We start from the raw sequence: 17,963 nt of genomic DNA on the forward strand, positions 1-17,963 counted from the left end.
TCGAGCGCGCGCGCCAGGTGCCCCACGCCAACAGGTGGGGCACCCGCGCGACGGGTGACTGCCAACGGGTTACTTCAACGACGGGATGGCCTTCTCCGGGACGCAGAGCTTCAGCGTCGGGTCACACACCACGGCGAAGTCCGGGTTGACGCCCGAGCCCTGGCCGCAGCTGAGCGCGGGGACTTCCGAGCCCGGCGTGCACGCCACCGCCGGCCACATGCCCCGGACCTTGTAGGTGCTGGTGCAGCCGTTGTCCGTGTACTCGAGGTCCGCGCTGAACTGCGTTCCGGGAGCCGACGGCGCCGAATACACCTTCACGTGGGTGAAGACATACGCGAGCTTCTTCGGCTCCTCGGCGGAGATGCCCGGCTTGCCGTCCTTGCCCGGCACCGCCTCGCGCGCCACCGCGTCCACCTTGGCCACCGACAGGTCATCGGCCGAGCAGAAGTACTGCGCATCCTGCTGGAGGTTCAGGTTGCCGAAGGCCGTCTGCTCGCGCTGGTTGGTGACGTTGTCGCGCGCGCCGCGGCTCGCCAGTCCATCCGGGCGGATGGCCAGCGTGCTGTCGCCGCCCTTCTCCAAGTCGATGTACTTGAAGATGCCCGCCAGCTCTCCGACGGGAGCGAAGCGCTTGTTGGCGACGCACACGTCATCCGTGGCCTTCTGCACCTCGTCGTACTTCAGGATCCAACTGGCGCTGTCCTGCACGATGCAGCCCGAGTTGGGCTGCTCGAAGCCGCAGCCCGCCAGGAGCAGGAGCGGCGCGGCCGCAATCAATCGCTGGGTCATGGGATGGGTTCTCATGGGCGGGCCTAGAAGGTGTACCGGAGTCCCAGGCGCACCTGCCGCGGCGGCTGGTACTGGGTGGGCTTGCCGAAGTTCGGGTTCACGTCGTCATCGGTGAGGAACACCTTGGGGTCCGAGTCCGGCGCCTTCTGCACGCTGCCGGGCAGGTCTCCCTTCTTGCCATTGGCCACGGGGTACACGGTGGCCGTGGTGTAGGTGTTGTCCACGCTGGTGACGCCCTGGAAGTTGAACAGGTTGAAGAGGTCCACCGTGAACGCCACCGACTGCTCCTTGGCCAACCGGTAGGTGAGGCCCAGGCTCGTGTCGATGGTGTTGATCCACGGCGTGCGGCCACCCGAGCCGCGCGGCAGGATGAACGTCTCACCCTGGCCGTAGCGCAGGTACGCGCCCAGGTAGTTGATGGGCGTGCCCGAGCTGCCGCGGTACGACAGGCCCACGTTCGCCACCAGCTTCTGGGTGAGCGCCACCTCCTTGGCACCGAACAGCTTGATGGCGTGGGTGCGGTCCGCCGGCAAGAGGCCCGTGCGGTTCTGGAGGATGGGGATGATGTCGAAGTCCGCGTTGGTGTTCGGGTCGAGCTGGTTGGTCTCCGGGCGGTAGAGGCCCGCGTAGTTTCCGTACAGCCGCGACCACGTGTAGCTGGCCTGCGCGAGCCAGCCGTCGCTGAACGACCGGGTCAGGTAGACGGTGGCGGCGTCGTAGTCGCGCTTGGCCTCCGGGAAGTCCTTGGCGAAGCCGAAGCCCGGGTTGCCGAGGAAGTACGTGTTGCCCTCGTCGCGGCTCATGTCCTCGATGACCGCGTTCATCTTCCGGTGCGTGTACGTCAGGCCCACGCGGGTGCTGGTCATCACCTCGTACTCACCGCCGAGCGCCAGCTCATCCGAGGACTGGGGCTTGATGTCCGGGTCCACCGGCCGGGCCTCGGCCTTGCCGCCCGAGTAGAGGCGGCTCGGGTCGCGCGAGGACTCGGGGGTCGCCACCTCGTTGTGGCTGTTGGGGTCCACGCACGCGCGCTGGCCCTCCACGGTGGAGGGGTCGCAGCCGTTCGGGTGGTTGGTGTCCTTGGCGTAGTGGTTGGCCACGTAGCGCGGATCCGGCGGGTAGCCGCGATCCAGCATGCGGATGGGCACCTGCTCGTAGTAGCGCGAGAAGCTGGCGAACAGCTTGCTCCGGCCGTTGCGCATCGGATCCACGATGACGCCCAGGCGCGGAGACACCTGGTTGCCCATGGAGAAGGCCAGCTTGCCGTCGCTGCCGTAGAGCCACTGCGCGTCGTAGCGGAGGCCGGCGTTGATCGTCACCATGCTCGCGATGGTGTAGCTGTCCTGAAGGAAGCCGCCCACCGTGTTGCTGGTGCTGTGGGACTCGCGGACCATCAAGACCTGCGGGTCATCCGGCGCGTGCAGGTAGCCGTAGCGGCGCGCGTCCGTCCAGCCCAGCACGCCCGTGGCGACCTCGGCCTCCTGGAGGAGGACGCCGCCCGTATAGGCCTTCCGGTTGTCGTAGCTGAGGAACTCCGCGTCCGCGCCCGCCTTGATGATGTGGCTGCCGCCGAAGTTGTTGAGGATGTAGGTCAGCTTGGTGTTGACCTGGTAGCGGTCCAGCTTCGAGTCGAAGATGGCGCCGCCGCCGAGGTTGTAGTTGGTCACCTGGCAGCGCAGCCGCTGCTCGGCCAGCGTGGTGCCGCAGTACGTGTCCGCGTCCGGGACGGACTCGAACTCGGTGAGGGCGCGGGGGAACTTGTTGAGCGTGGCGTACGTCACGCGCGCGGTCCCCGCGAGGCCCTCGTCGCTGCCAATCTTGCTGCCGTCAGACGGGAGCTGCGAGGAGATCTGGTGGAACCAACCCGCGTTGGCGTCCACGAGCAGCCGCTTGTCCATGAACGCGCCCGCGTAGGCCGCGCCCAGCGTCCGGGCGCTCGCGTCCTGGACCAGCGCGGTGTGGTACGCGGGAGACGAGCTCATGCGCGTCAGGATGACGGTGCCCTGCTGCGGGTCCACCAGGAGCTTGCCATTGCCACCGGTGGTGGACGGCGTCCCCAGGAGGCTCAGCGAGACGTTGTGGTCCTGATTGATGAGATACGTGAGCTTGCCCATGTACTGCACGGAGCTCGAGTCCGCGAAGTACGTGCGCTGGGAGCCGGGGATGGGCGTCGTGGCGAAGAAGCCACGCCCATCCACCACGCGGGACGCCTTGCCCTGGTCGTCATACGTGACGTTGAACGAGTTGAACGCTCGCTCGTGCGCGAAGCGTGTCACGGAGGGCGCCAGGCCCGCGAAGAACCAGAGCTTGTCCTTCAGGATGGGGCCGCCCAACGTGGCGCCGAAGTCGCCGAGGTTGTGCAGCTTGGTGACGCCGCTGATGGCGGAGCCCTGGCTCACCACCAGCTCGCGCTTTCCCTCCAGCGCGCCCGGCGTGAGGTTGGCGAACACCGTGCCGTGGAACTCGTTGGAGCCTGACTTGGTCGCGGCCGTGATGACGCCACCCGTGGAGCGGCCGAACTCCGGCATGTAGCCGCCGGTGATGACGTTCACGTCCTGCACGAACTCCACGGTCATGGGGCTGGCGTTGATGCCCACGGACGGGTCGCCGGTGGAGATGCCGTCCACCAGATACCCGTTCTCCGGAGACGTGGCGCCGTTCACGGACACGCCGAAGGTGTCCGTCTGCGCGCCCGGCGCCAGCTCGGCCAGGCTGTCGAAGGAGCGGGCCGCGCCGCCCTTGCCGCCGGGGCGGTTCACCGCGATGCGCCGGATGAAGTCGTCTCCGACGTTCACGCCGGTGCTCGTGGAGCCCACGTCGATGGTGGGCGCGAGGGGGATGACCGTGACTTCCTCGGTGAATGCCTCGGGAAGCAGCTCGACGTTGACGCGGATGGTGCGGTTGAGCCGCAGCTGCACGTCGGACCGGGCGAACGGCTTGAACGACTCCTTCTCGAACCGGAGCGCGTACGTGCCCGGTGGGAGCTGCGGGATGCGGTACTGGCCCTGCGCGTCTGTCACCACGGTCTGCTCACCCTGGAGGTTGGGTGAGGTGGCGGTCACCACGACGTCCGCCGCTGGCTGTTTGGTCTCGGTGTTGAGGACCGTGCCAATGATGACACTGGATTGAGCCAGAGCCGTGGACCCGCACAGCAGGCCCGCGACGAGGACGGCACCGGATGTCCGGCGCCAGGGGATTGATGTCATGTCGAGACGCTTTCCAGGGGGGAGTCTGTGGGTGGCAATGTGGCGAACGCTCGCGCCGGCCCAGCGTATCGGACCATGTCATATTTCAAACGATTTCGATACTGCGAGTCCCGTCCGACCCCCGGACACGCGTTTCTCACCGCGCGGACCCAGGTGTTGGACCTCAGAAGGTTGAGAGGGAACCACTGTTGAGGGGCTCCACCGTGTGGTGTCCCGGGGGAGGGGGCCGGGCCCGCGGGCGGCGAGGTGTCATTCGCGGCGCGGGCAGGCAGGCCGGCATGATTTGCAACGAATTGGCGGGGTGAGCTGTGTTCAGGAGCAAGGCCTGTAGAGCACGGCACGTTCCTCGTGATGCGTTTGACGCGCCACTGACAAGTCCTGCCCCTTTTTTCGTTGCACCGGCTGTGGGGCGTGACGTGGCTGATTACAAATATCGGCCATGAACGTGATGCAATGGCGAAGTCTGGAGGAGATGTTGAAGGGGCTGGTGGTGCCGGAGATCTACTCCGTGGAGCTGTTGGCGAGGGAGGACATCCCGAAGGTCACGGCGTTGCTGCGGGCGTGGTATCCGGACATCCGGGTGGGGACGGAGAGCCGTCACCTGGAGCCCGCGTTCTATGAGCGCGAGTTCTCCCTGCGGGGCGAGTCCGAGGACCGCCCGCTGACCGCGCTGGTCTGCCGCGCGCGGGAGAGCAATGACATCATTGGTCTGCTGACGCTGGAGAAGAACGTGCGAGGGCTCCAGATCTCCGCCCCCATGGGCGCGGTGGAGCCGACGTATCGGGGCTTGGGGATTGGCCAATTGGGTGTCCCCGTGCTGGAGGTGGTGGGTCGGAGCATCGGGGCGGAGGTCGCGTTGTATTACTCGACGCTCAAGGTCGCGCGGACCCAGCGCAATGCCGAGCGCCATGGCTTCAAGCTGGTGGGGCTCGTGCCTGCCTTCGACGTGGATGCCATTGGGCCTGGCACCGTGAAGCGCGTGTATGAGGCGCTCTACGCCAAGGTGTTGGTGGGGCCGGAGAAGGTGCACCTGCCGGATTGGAATGTGTTGATTCCATCCACGCGAGCGCTCTTCACCCACCTCTTCGGCGCCCACCCGGCGGACACCGCTGGCTCGCCGCCTCTGGAATTGCGCCATGGTTGAGGTCCGTACCTTCGAGGGGGATGCCGCGGAGGCGTCGCGCTTCACCAACCGGGTCTGGCAAGCAAGCTACGGGGGGAAGGTGCCACTCGCGCTGTGGGACGAGCGGTATTTCGACTGGCTTCTCTTTGGCAATCGCCACGCGGGTACGGATTTTCTGCTGGGGGCCTACCTGAACGGGAAGTTGGTGGGGACCCTCTTCGCCGAGCGCACGCGGATCCGCCTGGGCGAGGGCGAGGTGGATGGCACGTTCGCGAGCTGGGCCAGCGTGGACACGTCGCATCGTGGGCTGGGCATCGGGCGCAAGCTCGCCGCCGAGCTGTTGCATCGGCACCGGGAGCGCGGCGCGCGGCTGGCGCTGGGCTGTGTGGCGCACGGCTCCGAAGGGGCGGGGTTCTGGGGGAAGAATCAACAGACGCGCTTCATGGACGAGATGGGGCTGTGGATTCATGTCTTTGAGCCGGAGGCGATGACGCGTTGGTCGTTTCATCGTTCCGAGCGCGCCTTCTTCCGCCTGCTGCGCCCCTTTCAGCGGCACAGCTACCGGGCGGCCACGAAGGAAGGCATCCGGCTCTACCGGCCCACGGACCTGCCGCAATGCACGGCGCTCATCCAGCATGTGATGAAGCCCGTCACGTTTGGCTATGCGTACACCACGGAGCGGCTGGCGCATCAGCTTCAATATCGAGACATGCCGAGGACCTTCGTCCTGGAGCGCGACGGCGTCATCCAGGGGCTCGTCAATTACTACACCCTCCAGCTGCGGGCGCGCGAGACCCGGTCGATGGGCGTGGTGGACCTGATGGCCTTCAAGGACGGCGTCTCGCCAAGCGAGCAGCGCCGGTTGCTCCAGGTCACGATGCAAGACATGGAGCAGCAGGGCGTGAGCACCGCCGCGATGCTGCGCCTGGCGGGCGGGCCCTCGAAGGTGATGTGGCGCTCGGGCTGGCTGCCGTGGTTGAGCGGTGGCCGGGTGGCGTGTCTGCTCCCTACCTCGGATGTGGTGCTGCCCGCCTCGCCGCGTGTCTTCACGCACCTGCGCTGAGACGCGCCGCGGAGGGACGCGCTCGGATGCGCGCGCCTCTTTCGCGGTGTCTCACTCGGGCCGGGCCTGGGCGCTCTCCAGCCGCACGAAGAACTTGCAGAGCTTGTCTCCGGGGCGGACCTCGCAGTCGGTGCTGTAGGTCCGCTTCGTGGGCTCGTGACGGAGCGTGAGCTGGTGGCGCCCTTCGTAGAGCGTCACCTGCGGTGGGCCGTGCAGCGGCTGTCCGTCCACCGTCAGGACGGTCATGTCGTCCGGCCTGCCTCGCAGCGTCACGCTGAGCTGCTGGGGGTTCAAGGAGACGGTGCGCTTCTCGCCCGCCTTGAGTTGAAGCCGAGCGGACTTGTCGAAGCGTGACTTGTTGGCGGTGCCGGACAGCTCGATGCGCACCACGCCCGGGTCCACCGAGAGCGCGAGCGGCGTGCGCCCGACGACGCGGTCATTGAGTCGCACCTGGCCGGATGGGCGTGACTCGATTCGCAGCAGCGCCTGGGTGGCGGTGGGCTCGGGCGCATCGGCGGCCTGTGTGCCCGTGGTGTCGGCCTCCGGTGTGGCTTCACCCATGTCCAGGGCTCGAGCCGTGACCGCGGTGGGGTGGTCCGCGCCGTGGGGGGCATTGTCCGCGGGCGCGGCGGGGTTGCCCGCCTGGATGTCATTGCCGCGCGCGACCTGCGTGCCATTGCCGCCGGGCGAAGTCGGGGTGCCCCTCTCGGTGGGCGCGGGAGGAGGGGCCGCTGGCGGTGCTCCAGGCGCGGTGCCCTGTGCGCCCGCGGCTGGCCGAGGCGCGTCCGCCTGCGCGACCGGCGTGGGCTCGGCGTGGTTGCGGTTTGCCCACCACGCCCCCGCGCTCGCGGCGAGCCCCAGGCCCGCGAGGATGCCGAGCCCCGCCACCCACGGCCGCGAGGCGGAGCGCCGAGGCAGCGCGGCGGTGACCACGTGCTCGGGCGCGGCCTTCGATGCGGACTGGTGCGTGGCCTCGGTATGAGACGCGACGCCGCTCACCGAGGACACCGGGCGGGGCGTGCGCGACGTGTTCACCCGGGCCGACGGCGTGGACGGCGAGGAGGGAGATGAGGGCGGGGGCGCTGATTCATCGGAGGGGAGCGTGGGAAACAGCTCCTTCACCTGATTGCCAATCTCGCGCATCCCGACCCGCCGCCCCCATTGGAGGAGCAGGTCATCCAGCGCCGCCTGCAACGCGTGGCAGCTGGCGTAGCGGTTCTCGGGCTCGCGTGCGAGCGCCTGGTCGATGACGAGCGCCAGCGCCTCGGGAGTCTCCGGGCTCAGCTCCCGCACGTCGATCAACGGCTCTTGGAGCACCGCGCGCATGAGCTGCGCGTCGCTCTCGCCCTCGAAGGGTTTGCGCCCGGTGACCAGCTCATACAGCACCACGCCCAACGCATACAGGTCCGAGCGCGCGCTGGCGGGCTGCCCCATCAGGTACTCGGGCGCCATGTAGCCCAGCTTCCCCTTCAGGATTCCCGAGCGGGTGTGTTGACTGGCATTGGCGGCCTTCGCGATGCCGAAGTCCATCACCTTCACGTTGCCCGAGCGTGAGACGAGCAGGTTGTCCGTGCTGATGTCTCGGTGGACGATGCTCAGGGGCTCGCCCGTGCGCGAATCACACAGCTCATGGGCATAGGCCAATCCCTCACAGGCCAGCGCGACGATGCGAGTGCTCAACTCCAGCGGAATGCGACGGCCCTGCTGAAGCGCCCGTTTGAAGAGGGCGCGGAGGTTGGGGCCCTCCACGTATTCCATGGCAATGAAGTACGCGTCCTCCTCCTGTCCGAAGTCGAAGATTTGGACGATGTTGGGATGGTCCAGCTTCGCCACCAATTTCGCCTCGGAGAGGAACATCTCGACGAATTGGGGGTCCTCCGCGAGGTGGGGGAGGATGCGTTTGACAACCAACAGTTTCTCGAAGCCCATGGGGCCGGCTGTCTTGGCGAGGAAGACTTCAGCCATGCCGCCCGTGGCGAGCTTTCTCGTGAGCAGGTATCGGCCCATTTCCATCTGCGCCATGAGTCCTTTTGCTGTGATATGGGTTCGAGAGGAGGTGCTCCCCCTTAGCACACCATGCAGACCCCCGCTCTTGCTCGCCTTTCCTGGTCGTGGCTGTGTCTCGTGATGGCGTGTACGCCCCCAACTCCTGGCGGCGAGAGCGCATCGACACCGTCCCCCCATGTCGAGAAACAGACAGTTGTCATCGCGGACCCAGGGCGCCCGTTGGCGGCCCCGCCTGCGATTGCGGCGCTCGCGCCTGTCTGGGATGCCGTGCAGCCCCTGGGGACCGCGCGCCATTCCCATTCGACCACCTTGCTGCCTTCGGGAAAGGTGCTCGTGGCGGGTGGCTCCAATGGCGCGCAAGCTGTTGCCACGGCGGAATTGTATGACCCCACCACCGGCCTCTGGACGCCCACGGGCGCCATGCCGGGCGCGCACTTCGTCCATTGCGCCACGTTGCTGCCCTCCGGGCAGGTGCTGGTCACGGGCGGCGAGGATGGGACGAAGCCCATTGGCACGGCGGAGCTGTATGACCTGGCCAGCGGGACCTGGCGCTCCGCCAGGCCGATGTCGACGGCCCGGTCTGGACACACGGCCACGGTGTTGAAGGACGGGCGCGTGCTGGTGGTGGGCGGCAGCTCGGGGACGACCTCGCTGGCTTCGGCGGAGCTCTATGACCCGTCCACCAACGTCTGGACCGCCACGCGCTCGCTGGTCAACCCGCGCTCGGGCCACACGGCCACGCTGCTCCCGTCTGGCAAGGTGCTCGTGGGCGGCGGCGCGGGCGTCACCAACGCGGAGCTGTATGACCCTGCGTCGGGGACTTGGAGCCCGGCGGGGACCATGACGACCCTGCGCAACTACCCGGCCGCCACGGTGCTGGTGTCAGGCCGGGTGCTGGTGGCGGGGGGCCAGTCGAGCAATGGGATGGTGGCCAGCGCGGAGCTGTATGACCCTGCAACAAACAGCTGGAGCGCGACGGGCTCGATGTCGATGGCGCGCATGTATCCATCCGCCACGGCGCTGCCGTCCGGAAAGCTCCTGGTGGCGGGGGGCCTGATTGGAGTCGCGCCGATCCCCGTCGTCGCGGCGGCGGAGTTGTATGACCCCGCGACGGGGACGTGGAGCGCGGCGCCGTCGCTGAGCGTGGGGCGCTACTGGCACACGGCGACGTTGCTTCCTTCGGGGCGGGTGCTGGTCGTGGGCGGCTTCGACACGAACACCGCCCTGGCCACCAACGAACTGTATGACGCCGAGTCGCCACACTGGGGCAGCACGGGGACTGTGGCGAGCGCGCGCAACTCCCATGTGGCCACGCTGCTGTCCACGGGCAAGGTCCTGATCGCCGGGGGCGTGGCCGCTCAGGATGGCCACGTGCTGGCCACCACCGAGCTGTATGACCCGGAGCCGGGGACGTGGGCAGGTGCGACGCCCATGTCCGTGGCGCGCATGAACCATACGCTCACGCCGCTGCCCTCCGGGCGCGTGTTGGCGGTGGGCGGCTTCGATGGGACGCGGGTGCTCGCGTCGTCAGAGCTGTTCGATCCGCAGGCGAGTGTCTGGGTTCCCGTGGGGGACATGACCCTGCGTCGGGGACATCACACCGCGACGCTGTTGCCGTCGGGGAAGGTGCTCGTCACGGGAGGCCAGAACGAGGATGGCTTCACCAACACGGCGGAGCTGTATGACCTCGCCACGGGGACGTGGAGCCCCACGGGAGTGATGCCCAATATCCGGGCGCGGCACGTGGCCGTGCTGCTGTCCACGGGCAAGGTGTTGGTGGCGGGGGGCACGGATGGCACCGCGACGCTGGGCCGGGCGGACCTGTACGACCCGGTCACCGGCAAGTGGTCCGTGACGGGCGACATGTCGGTGGCGCGCCAGGACCCCACGGTGACGGTGTTGCCGTCGGGGCGGGTGTTGGTGGCGGGCGGCTCGGATGGGACGGCCTTCCTCACCAAGGCGGAGGTCTATGACCCCGTCACGGGGACGTGGACCGCGACGACCAACACGATGACGGCGGGGCGCCGAGGGGCCACGGCGACGTTGCTGCCATCGGGCCGCGTGCTGCTGGCGGGGGGCTCCAAGACGACACAGCCGCTCACGGCGGAGCTGTATGAGCCGGCGACGGGCTTGTGGACGTCGATTCCTCCGGCGGGCGGCGTGTATGTGAATCACTCGGCGACGTTGCTGCCTCGGGGCAAGGTGCTGTTGACCGGCGGGCTCACCGCGAACGTCGAACTGCTGGACGACCGCGGCGCGTTGGAGGAGTGGCGTCCCGAGGTGACCTCGCCGGACCTGCTGCCCCCCGGAACGACGGTGGTGCTGGCCGGCAAGCTGCTGCGCGGTTTGTCCGAGGCGAGCAGTGGCGGCTTCAACTCCTCGCCGAGCGGCATCCCGCTGTTCGCGCTCACCTCGCTGGAGTCGGGGGCCCGGGTGACGCTCACGGTGGACCGCTTCACGGACACGTCCGCCACGGTTCAGGTGCCGCGCATCGCGCCGGGCGCCTATGTCCTCTCCGTCCTGGTCAACGGGGTGTCGTCGAGTCGCGAGGTGCGCGTCGCGGATGACACGTTGCCGGAGACGCGGTTCACGACCGCGCCCGCGGCGATCACCAACGTGCGCGCCGGGCCGTTCACGCTGGATTCGCCGGACAGTGATTTGATGGGCTTCGAGTGCAGCCTGGACTCGGCGGCCTTCGCGCCCTGCGGACGGACGCCCACGCTCCCCGCGCTCGCGGACGGTTCGCACACGCTCGCGGCGCGCGCCATCGACACGAGCGGCAACATGGACGCCACGCCCGAGCGCCGCACCTGGACCTTGGATACGCAGCCGCCCGCGCCGCCCGTGGTGACGTCTCCCGCCGAGGGCGACGAGGTGACGGGATTGGCCACCATCACCGGCACCGCGGAGGTGGGCAGCCAGGTGTCTGTCTATTTCGATGGGGAGCTTGCGGGCACCGCGACGGCCACGGATGGAAAGTGGAGCGTCGAGTCCGGCCTGGATGTGGACTCGCGCACCCACGCGCTCACCGCCACCGCCACGGACGTCGCGGGCAATGTCAGCCAGGGCTCCCCCGCGCTCAAGATCCAGACGCGGCCGGATAGCTATTACGCCGGCTGCGGCAGCGCGGGTGGGGCGCCCAGCCCGTGGGCCTGGGTGTCGGCGCTGTTCCTCTTGAGCGCGCGCTGGCTGCGGGGCGCCTCGCGGGGCGCCGCGGTGGTCCTGGCGCTGTGTGTCTTCACCGTGCCGTCGCGCGCCGTCGCGGAGCCGGCCTCGTGTCCCACGTGTCCGCGTCCGCACAATCCCTCGCTGCGCCGCGTGGAGCGGCTCTATGGAGACCTGGAGTACGAGAAGGCGCTGTCGCTGCTCCAGAAGGTGCGTGCCCAACCGGGCAATGGCCCCGAGGATGTCCTCTGGATGGATTTGATGGAGGGCATGCTGCAGTACGGGCTGGGCCGCATGGAGCCGTCCGACGCGGCCTTCGGGCGCGCGTTGGCGCAGGACGCCACGGTGTCGCTGCCGGTGGAGGACGCGTCGAGCACGCTGCGCGAGCGGTTCACTCGCCTGCGTCAGCAGCGCATGCAGGCCCGCGCGCCCGCGCCTCCGGTCACGCCCCCGCCGGCCCCCGCGGCGCCGCCTCCGACACCCGAGGCGTCTCCGTCGCTGCCCCCCTCCCCCGAGGGGGGCTGGGCGTTGCGCATGGTGGGCCTGCGGGGCGAGCGGGACATGGTGGGCTCCGGGATGTTGCCCGCGGTCACCGCCGAGGTGGTCCACGCGCCCCACGAGGCGCCGGACGGCTTCGGGTATGGCGCGGCGCTCACGGTGCTGGGCCAGAAGGCGGGGCCGGACGTGCGCGCGGAGGGGCGCCTCTTCCTGCCTGGGATTCAAGGCTCGGGCGGGCTGCTGCTGCGGCCGTATGGGTTGCTGGGCGCCACCGCCTTCATTCCGCAGGGCGCGGTGGGCGGGCGCGCGGGGCTGGGGTTGGGCCTGCGCACGGGGCGCTTCCACGTCTTCGCGGACGTGGCCTACGAGCGCTTCGTCAACACGGAGCGAGGCTTCGGCGCGGACGCGCTCCTGCTGGCCGTGGGAGCCGGGTGGGCCCCCATGGCCACGAGCTGGTGAGCGACGGCGCTCACCCGCTCAGCGCATCGGGTGGAAGGTGCGCTCAGCGCACCTGGTTGTTGCTGTTGGCAATGCCCGAGGCGCGCAGGGTGGACAGCATCGAGGAGTCAGGGGTGGTCAGGGCGACCTTGATCTTCTGGTCGCCCACGAACACGGTGCCCATGGCCTGGATGCCCGTGCCCTCGGGCATCTTGAGCTGACTGCGCTTCGACCCGGGGATCTGCATCATCTTGTTGAAGCTCGCCTCGGAGGTGCAGACCATTCCCTTGAGGTTGTCCTTGAGGGGAATCTTCTCCCAGTGGAGTTGCTCGTTCTGGACCTTGAGGTCCGAGCCGCTCACCGTGGTGTTGAAGTTGTCATTGCGGCCCGACTCGGTCTGCTTGCCCCACATCTCCTTCGTCCGAGTGAGGGGATCTCCCTTGGGGAGGCCCACCTGGTCCTTCTTCGCCGCGCCCGGCACCAGGCCCATGTTGTCCGTCGAGGACGCGCGCCAGGCTTCGGTGCCACCGCCTCCGCTGGAGGAGGCCTCGAAGGTGTGGCCGGGCTTCATGAGGAAGTTGGGACTGAGGATGAGCTGCACCTTGTCCGCGTTGCTGCCCACCCCGTAGCCCTCGGCCTTCCACCCCTTCTGCTCCGTGCCCACGGCGCGGGTGTAGACCCCCAGCGCGCCGCCGCCGTTGCGGTCCGCGTCCCGCGAGTACTTTCCGCTCTTGCCCAGCCGGTTGTACGCGGAGCTGAGCTGCCCGTTGCTCAGCGCGTCCTTGACGAAGTCCGGGCTCATTCCGTGCGTGAGGCACGCGGTCTTGTCGATGCTCAGCGGCTTGCTTTCGCGCGTGCCCTTGGCGAGCGCGGGCGCCGGACCTTGTGGATGCAGCGTCGGGGCCGCGGGCTTCTTGGCCGAACTGGAGACCGCGCCCGCCGGGCTGAAGGCGCTGGAGTCGAGCGCGATGGGAGGGTGGCTCGGGGCGGCGGTGCTGCTGGTGTGCGGGGGGATGATGGGGGGCGGCTGCTTGGGGGGATCCGCGCGGGCCTTCAGCTTCGTGTTTCCAACCTGTGTCAGGGTGGGCTTCGGGATTTGGGTGGCCTTCATGGCGTCCGGACTCCAATCTGACTGCGCGACCAAGCAGAGCTAACACAGACATGCGGGCGCCGCGGGTATTCCCGGAATGGGCTTGCACGCCAGGGCACATCCGGTCCTCCTGGGATGTGCTGGCTTGCCGCGAGAATGAAATGTCGCCGTCGGGCTGAAGGGGCCCGGAGCGCGACTGTTCGCTGTCTGACATTGCCCCGCTCCCGGAGCGCCGGGGGCGGGACGACGGGGGCGCATGCCCCCATGGCCTACTTGTTGTTCACGGGCGTGGACTTCTTCACCACGAAGCCCACGGGCGGAGGGAGCGCGGGCGCGCTGGAGCGGCGCAGGGGCAGCATGGCGAAGGTGAGCTGAATCACCGTCTTGAAGCCTTGCACCTTCTCCGGAATGTTCTTCAGGGAGGCCTGGCTGAGGCTGCGATTGGCTTTGACGAGCAGCACCGTCTCGCCCGCCGCGTTCCTCCGGGGCTCGATGCCGTCGACTTCCTTGAGGAAGGAGGTCACCAGCTTGGCGGCCTCGGCCAGGGCCTTGCCCACCGCGGTGTGCGGCGCGGACTCCTCGGCGGAGAGCGGCGGGTGCTGGCTTGCGTGCGTGCCCGCGGGCTTCGAGGTGCTGAGCACGAACTGAGGGCTCATGCGCGGCGCGGCGCGCGTGCTCGCGGGGGTGGCCTGGGGCATGCCTCCCATGGCGGCGGAGGTGGTTCCCAAGCGCTGCGCCTGCGCGGCCTTCATGGGGGCGTTGACGCTGGCGGGTTGGAAGTCCGTCTGCGCCACGAGCTGTGAGCCGGTGGTGGTCCGGGCCATGGCCGCGGCGCGGCTGCCCGAGGAGGACTCCCCGCCCACGCCGCCCGTCTTGCCGCTCTCCTGCTCGGTCTTCGAGGTGCCCTGGCGGTCCCGGGTGCGGCCCTCCTCGAGCTGACGGAAGGTCTCTTCTTCGCTCGCGGAGCGCTTGCGCTCACCGCCTTGGCCCAGCGACATGCCTGGGTCCTGGGTGAGGTCCTCCTCCTCGTCATCCTCTTCCTGGCCCGGAACGTAGGGGCCATTCTTTCCCGCGACGTTGCGTCGAGGACGGACCTCGCGGCGCGTGGTGGGGCGCAGCGTGAGCGGGGGCGGGCGACGGGGGATGTGAGCCACGGTATCTGCTAGAATAGCCGAACGTCATGGCGGAGAACCATCGAGGCAATGAGATCGACTATGGCAAGTGCCCCTGCACCGGCGCGTACGAGCACAGGTTGATCGAAGTGGAATTGACGGTGGCCCAGCGCAGCGTGGTGCTCACCGACATCCCGCAGGGCGAGTGCGCCCAATGTAGTTCACAGGTCTACAAGATGCAGGTGATGGAGCGTCTGGAAGGACTGATGCGCACGGAGTGAGAGGAATTCCTCCGGGCGTCGTGCGAATTGCGCGGCAAGGACCGGAGTGTTTGCCCGAGGGGGCTCGCCTATCTCCTGGCTCGCGTCGGAACACCCCGGCGCCACCTTGGAGTGCGCACCCCATGTCTGTTGGACCTATCGAATCCCTCTCGCGCTATCACCTGCTTGGCCAATCCGGACTGCGGGTCAGCCCGTTGGCATTGGGCACCATGTCCTTCGGCACGGACTTCGGCTGGGGCATGCCCGAGGAGCGCGCCCACTCCCTTCTGGCGCGCTACCTGGAGGCGGGCGGGAACTTCATCGACACGGCGGATGGCTACACCGCCGGTTCGAGCGAGCGCATCATCGGCGACTACTTCGCGCGGCAAGGCGGACGCGAGCGCTCCGTCATCGCGACCAAGTTCACCGCGAATGCCTCGCCGGGGGACCCGAACGCGGGCGGCAATGGTCGCAAGAACATCTACCGCGCGCTGGAGGCGTCGCTGCGGCGCCTGAAGACGGACTACGTGGACCTGTACTGGGTTCACCTCTGGGATGGCCTGACGCCCGTCGAGGAGGTGATGCAGACGCTCACCACGCTCGTTCGCGAGGGCAAGGTGCGCTACCTCGGCCTGTCGGATGTCCCTGCGTGGTACTTCGCGCGGGCGCAGACGCTGGCGGAGCGCCACGGCTGGGAGCGGGTGGTGGCGCTCCAGTTGGAGTACTCGCTGGCGGAGCGCAACATCGAGCGCGAGCACATCCCCGCCGCGCTCTCGATGGGGGCGGCGATTACGCCGTGGAGTCCGCTGGCCGGCGGCCTCCTGACTGGCAAGTACACCCGCCAGGGCAATCAGCCCAAGGGCGAGGGCCGCGCCCACGCGCTTCTCCAGGCCGTGCCGCTGGTGGCCGAGAAGTTCCTGAAGGATCGGCCGTGGGCGTTGCTGGACGAGGTCCTCGCCGTCGCACGCGAGGTGGGGCGCACGCCCGCGCAGGTGGCGCTCAACTGGGTCGCGACGCGGCCCGGCGTGGGCTCGACGCTGGTGGGTGCCAGCTCGCTCACGCAGTTGGAGGACAACCTTCATGCGCTGGACTTCACGCTGCCAGCCGAACTTTCCGCGAGGCTGGAGAAGGCGAGCCGGCCGGAGCTGCTCCACCCCTACGTCTTCTTCGAGAGCCCGTTCTTCACGCGAGGAATGGTGGCGGGTAACACGCACGTGACGGCGGAGCCGGCGTGGTTCCGGGGGCCGCTCCAGGCGCCCTGAGGCGGGGAAGTGAAGCGCCGGAAGGCTCGACCGTCATGAGACGGGCGGCCGGGCATTCCGGGGGACCCAGGGCTGTTCGGCCTCCGGACGTGTCACCTCGTACACTGCCGTCGCCCTGAGGCGGCGGCTCACCGGAGGAACCCATGACGACGTTGCGAACCCTGTCCCTGTCCGCGCTGCTGTTGGCCGCGGGAACCACCGAGGCCCGGGCGGATGTGGGAGGCGCCACGCCTCGGCTGGCGATGCAGGCCGAGACGGGGAAGGGCGCGGCGAGCCCCAAGCTGGAGTCCGGCACGCCCTTCACCGCGGCGTACATCGTGGAGCACTGGCGCCTGCACCCGGACTCGCCGCCGCTGGAGAACACGCCCTCGGCGCAGGCGCCGGGCTACGTGGCCAAGAAGCTGGTGGTGGGCGCCAGCGCGGGCGACCTCAAGCTGCCCGGGGCCAGCGAGATGTCCAAGAAGCTGCAGCGCATCCTGGAGGCGATGAAGGCCAACCCGGCGCTCAAGAATGTCCGAGGCGTGAGCCTGGGGCAGGGCGTGGCGCTGGGAATGTCGCGGGGCGGCCCCATGGAGAAGGGCATCGCGGGCAAGACCTACCTGATGGCCTTCCCCCTCCGGCTCGAGGACAAGTCGACCGTGCACCGGACGGACGGCACGTACTACACGCCCGGGGAAGGCGACTCGCTCAACGTCGTGGTGAATGACCCGTCGCTGCTGGAGACGACCCCGGAGGTGCTGGGCACCTACAACGGGCACTCGGTGGTTCGCGTGGGGTCGGGGCTGGGCGTGGTGGTGCTCAACACGAAGCGCCCGCTGACCGTCACCGTCAACACGCCGCGCGGTCCGCAGCAGGAGCTCAATCCGGACCTGATGGATGCCTCGCGGCCTCCCGCGGACATCCAGATGTTGGTGGCGTACCTGGGCTCGGGCACGCCCACCTGGAATGACCTGGCGCGCGGCAACGTGAGTCCCACCAGCGGGCCCGGCCGGCTGCTGGGGGCCCTGTTCACCATGGACTGGAAGACCCTCGTCACGCAGAAGGCCAGATAGCGCGCCCCCGCGGTGGGGCCGGGGGCGAGGCGGAGAGCCTCGCCCGTGGGACTCAGGCCACCTGGGGGGCCTCGCGGGCGGCGACCTCGCGGGGCTCGGGGTACACGGCGCGCTGGGGCGTGGTGATGCGGATGATGCCCAGCTTCGCCAGCACGCGCATGACCTGCCACGTGGGGTCGATCTCGAACACGCGGGCCGCGAAGTTCGGGCTGCTGCCGTACTTGTGGTGGTTGTTCTGGAACAGCTCGCCCATGCACAGGAAGTCCACCGGCAGGGTGTTGCGCGACTTGTCGCTGCCCTGAAAGTTCCGGTAGCCGTACTTGTGGCCGCACCAGTTCACGATGGCGCCGTGCACGGGCCCCATCAGGAAGTGGATGGGCAGCAGCAGGAACATCCAGGGCGACGTGGCGAACGCGATGTAGAAGAGCGAGTACAGCACGCCCCAGGAGATGGGCGCCCACCAGGACATGCCCAGCGTGCGGTCGATGAGCTTCCAGTCCGGATAGCCACCGAGGAACCGGGCCTCCGGCTGCTCGTACTCGTGGACGTACGCGTGGTAGCGCTTCTTGGTGTGCCACATCATCCGCATCACATCGCGGAAGTTGTGCGGCGAGTGCGGATCCTTCTCCGTGTCGGAGAAGGCGTGGTGCTCGCGGTGCAGGATGGCGTACGCGCGCGGTGAGAGATACGACGAGCCCTGGACCAGATAGGTCAACAGGTGCACCACGCGCTCGGTGCGCGGCCCCATGCTGTACATGCGGTGCGCGGCGTAGCGGTGCTGAAAGAAGCTCTGGAAGAAGACACAGAGCAACCAGTGGCTGACGAAGAAGACGAGGACGGCCATGAGTTCTCCACGAGCGGTGGCAGTGTCTGGCTAACATCGACCCTGTCACCGGCG

At 68.6% G+C, this 17,963-nt stretch carries 12 protein-coding genes; 6 read left to right on the forward strand and 6 right to left on the reverse strand.

Features of this window, described 5'->3' with window-relative positions:
• Positions 1-69: 69 nt before the first annotated feature.
• Together KRR26_RS08680 and KRR26_RS08685 are read right to left on the reverse strand one after the other, a co-directional pair.
• Positions 70-789 (reverse strand): hypothetical protein, encoded by a 720-nt coding sequence (locus KRR26_RS08680; RefSeq protein WP_217079587.1) that lies wholly within the window; start codon positions 787-789, stop codon positions 70-72.
• A 23-nt stretch (positions 790-812) separates the two neighbouring features.
• Positions 813-3,995, reverse strand: coding sequence for a TonB-dependent receptor (locus tag KRR26_RS08685; protein WP_217079588.1), 3,183 nt, complete (start codon positions 3,993-3,995; stop codon positions 813-815).
• 439 nt (positions 3,996-4,434) lie between these two features.
• On the opposite strand from KRR26_RS08685, the gene KRR26_RS08690 reads away from it, so the two are divergent.
• Together KRR26_RS08690 and KRR26_RS08695 are read left to right on the forward strand one after the other, a co-directional pair.
• Complete coding sequence (locus KRR26_RS08690) at positions 4,435-5,139, forward strand: hypothetical protein (protein WP_233577161.1); 705 nt, start codon at positions 4,435-4,437, stop codon at positions 5,137-5,139.
• Positions 5,132-6,181 carry a GNAT family N-acetyltransferase gene (locus KRR26_RS08695; RefSeq protein WP_120207373.1) on the forward strand — a complete coding sequence of 350 codons (1,050 nt, stop codon included), beginning with the start codon at positions 5,132-5,134 and terminating at the stop codon, positions 6,179-6,181. The genes KRR26_RS08690 and KRR26_RS08695 overlap by 8 nt, the downstream gene beginning before the upstream one ends.
• Positions 6,182-6,232: 51 nt before the next feature.
• On the opposite strand, the gene KRR26_RS08700 is transcribed toward KRR26_RS08695, so the two are convergent.
• Positions 6,233-8,203, reverse strand: coding sequence for a serine/threonine protein kinase (locus tag KRR26_RS08700; protein WP_217079589.1), 1,971 nt, complete (start codon positions 8,201-8,203; stop codon positions 6,233-6,235).
• Between the two features lie 105 nt (positions 8,204-8,308).
• Here KRR26_RS08700 and KRR26_RS08705 point away from each other — a divergent pair, with 105 nt between their 5' ends.
• On the forward strand, positions 8,309-12,310 hold the full coding sequence (locus KRR26_RS08705) for a Kelch repeat-containing protein (RefSeq protein ID WP_268905789.1): 4,002 nt from the start codon (positions 8,309-8,311) through the stop codon (positions 12,308-12,310).
• A 43-nt stretch (positions 12,311-12,353) separates the two neighbouring features.
• Here KRR26_RS08705 and KRR26_RS08710 read toward each other — a convergent pair whose 3' ends face one another.
• Both KRR26_RS08710 and KRR26_RS08715 read right to left on the reverse strand, forming a co-directional pair.
• Positions 12,354-13,400, reverse strand: coding sequence for a hypothetical protein (locus tag KRR26_RS08710; RefSeq protein ID WP_120207377.1), 1,047 nt, complete (start codon positions 13,398-13,400; stop codon positions 12,354-12,356).
• 248 nt (positions 13,401-13,648) lie between these two features.
• Positions 13,649-14,533, reverse strand: coding sequence for a hypothetical protein (locus tag KRR26_RS08715; protein ID WP_217079591.1), 885 nt, complete (start codon positions 14,531-14,533; stop codon positions 13,649-13,651).
• Between the two features lie 26 nt (positions 14,534-14,559).
• On the opposite strand from KRR26_RS08715, the gene KRR26_RS08720 reads away from it, so the two are divergent.
• From KRR26_RS08720 to KRR26_RS08730, 3 genes are all read left to right on the forward strand, one after another.
• The gene (locus KRR26_RS08720; protein ID WP_120207381.1) at positions 14,560-14,772 is read left to right on the forward strand and encodes a hypothetical protein; all 213 of its coding nucleotides are present in this window, start codon (positions 14,560-14,562) and stop codon (positions 14,770-14,772) included.
• Between the two features lie 122 nt (positions 14,773-14,894).
• Positions 14,895-16,013: an aldo/keto reductase gene (locus KRR26_RS08725; protein ID WP_217079592.1), complete on the forward strand. Its 1,119-nt coding sequence runs from the start codon at positions 14,895-14,897 to the stop codon at positions 16,011-16,013.
• A gap of 143 nt (positions 16,014-16,156) precedes the next feature.
• Positions 16,157-17,065, forward strand: a complete 909-nt coding sequence (locus KRR26_RS08730) for a hypothetical protein (protein WP_120207385.1) — start codon at positions 16,157-16,159, stop codon at positions 17,063-17,065.
• A 52-nt stretch (positions 17,066-17,117) separates the two neighbouring features.
• Here KRR26_RS08730 and KRR26_RS08735 read toward each other — a convergent pair whose 3' ends face one another.
• The gene (locus KRR26_RS08735; RefSeq protein ID WP_120207387.1) at positions 17,118-17,909 is read right to left on the reverse strand and encodes an acyl-CoA desaturase; all 792 of its coding nucleotides are present in this window, start codon (positions 17,907-17,909) and stop codon (positions 17,118-17,120) included.
• Positions 17,910-17,963 lie beyond the last annotated feature (54 nt).

The organism is Citreicoccus inhibens (assembly GCF_019039035.1).
Lineage (GTDB): Bacteria > Myxococcota > Myxococcia > Myxococcales > Myxococcaceae > Citreicoccus > Citreicoccus inhibens.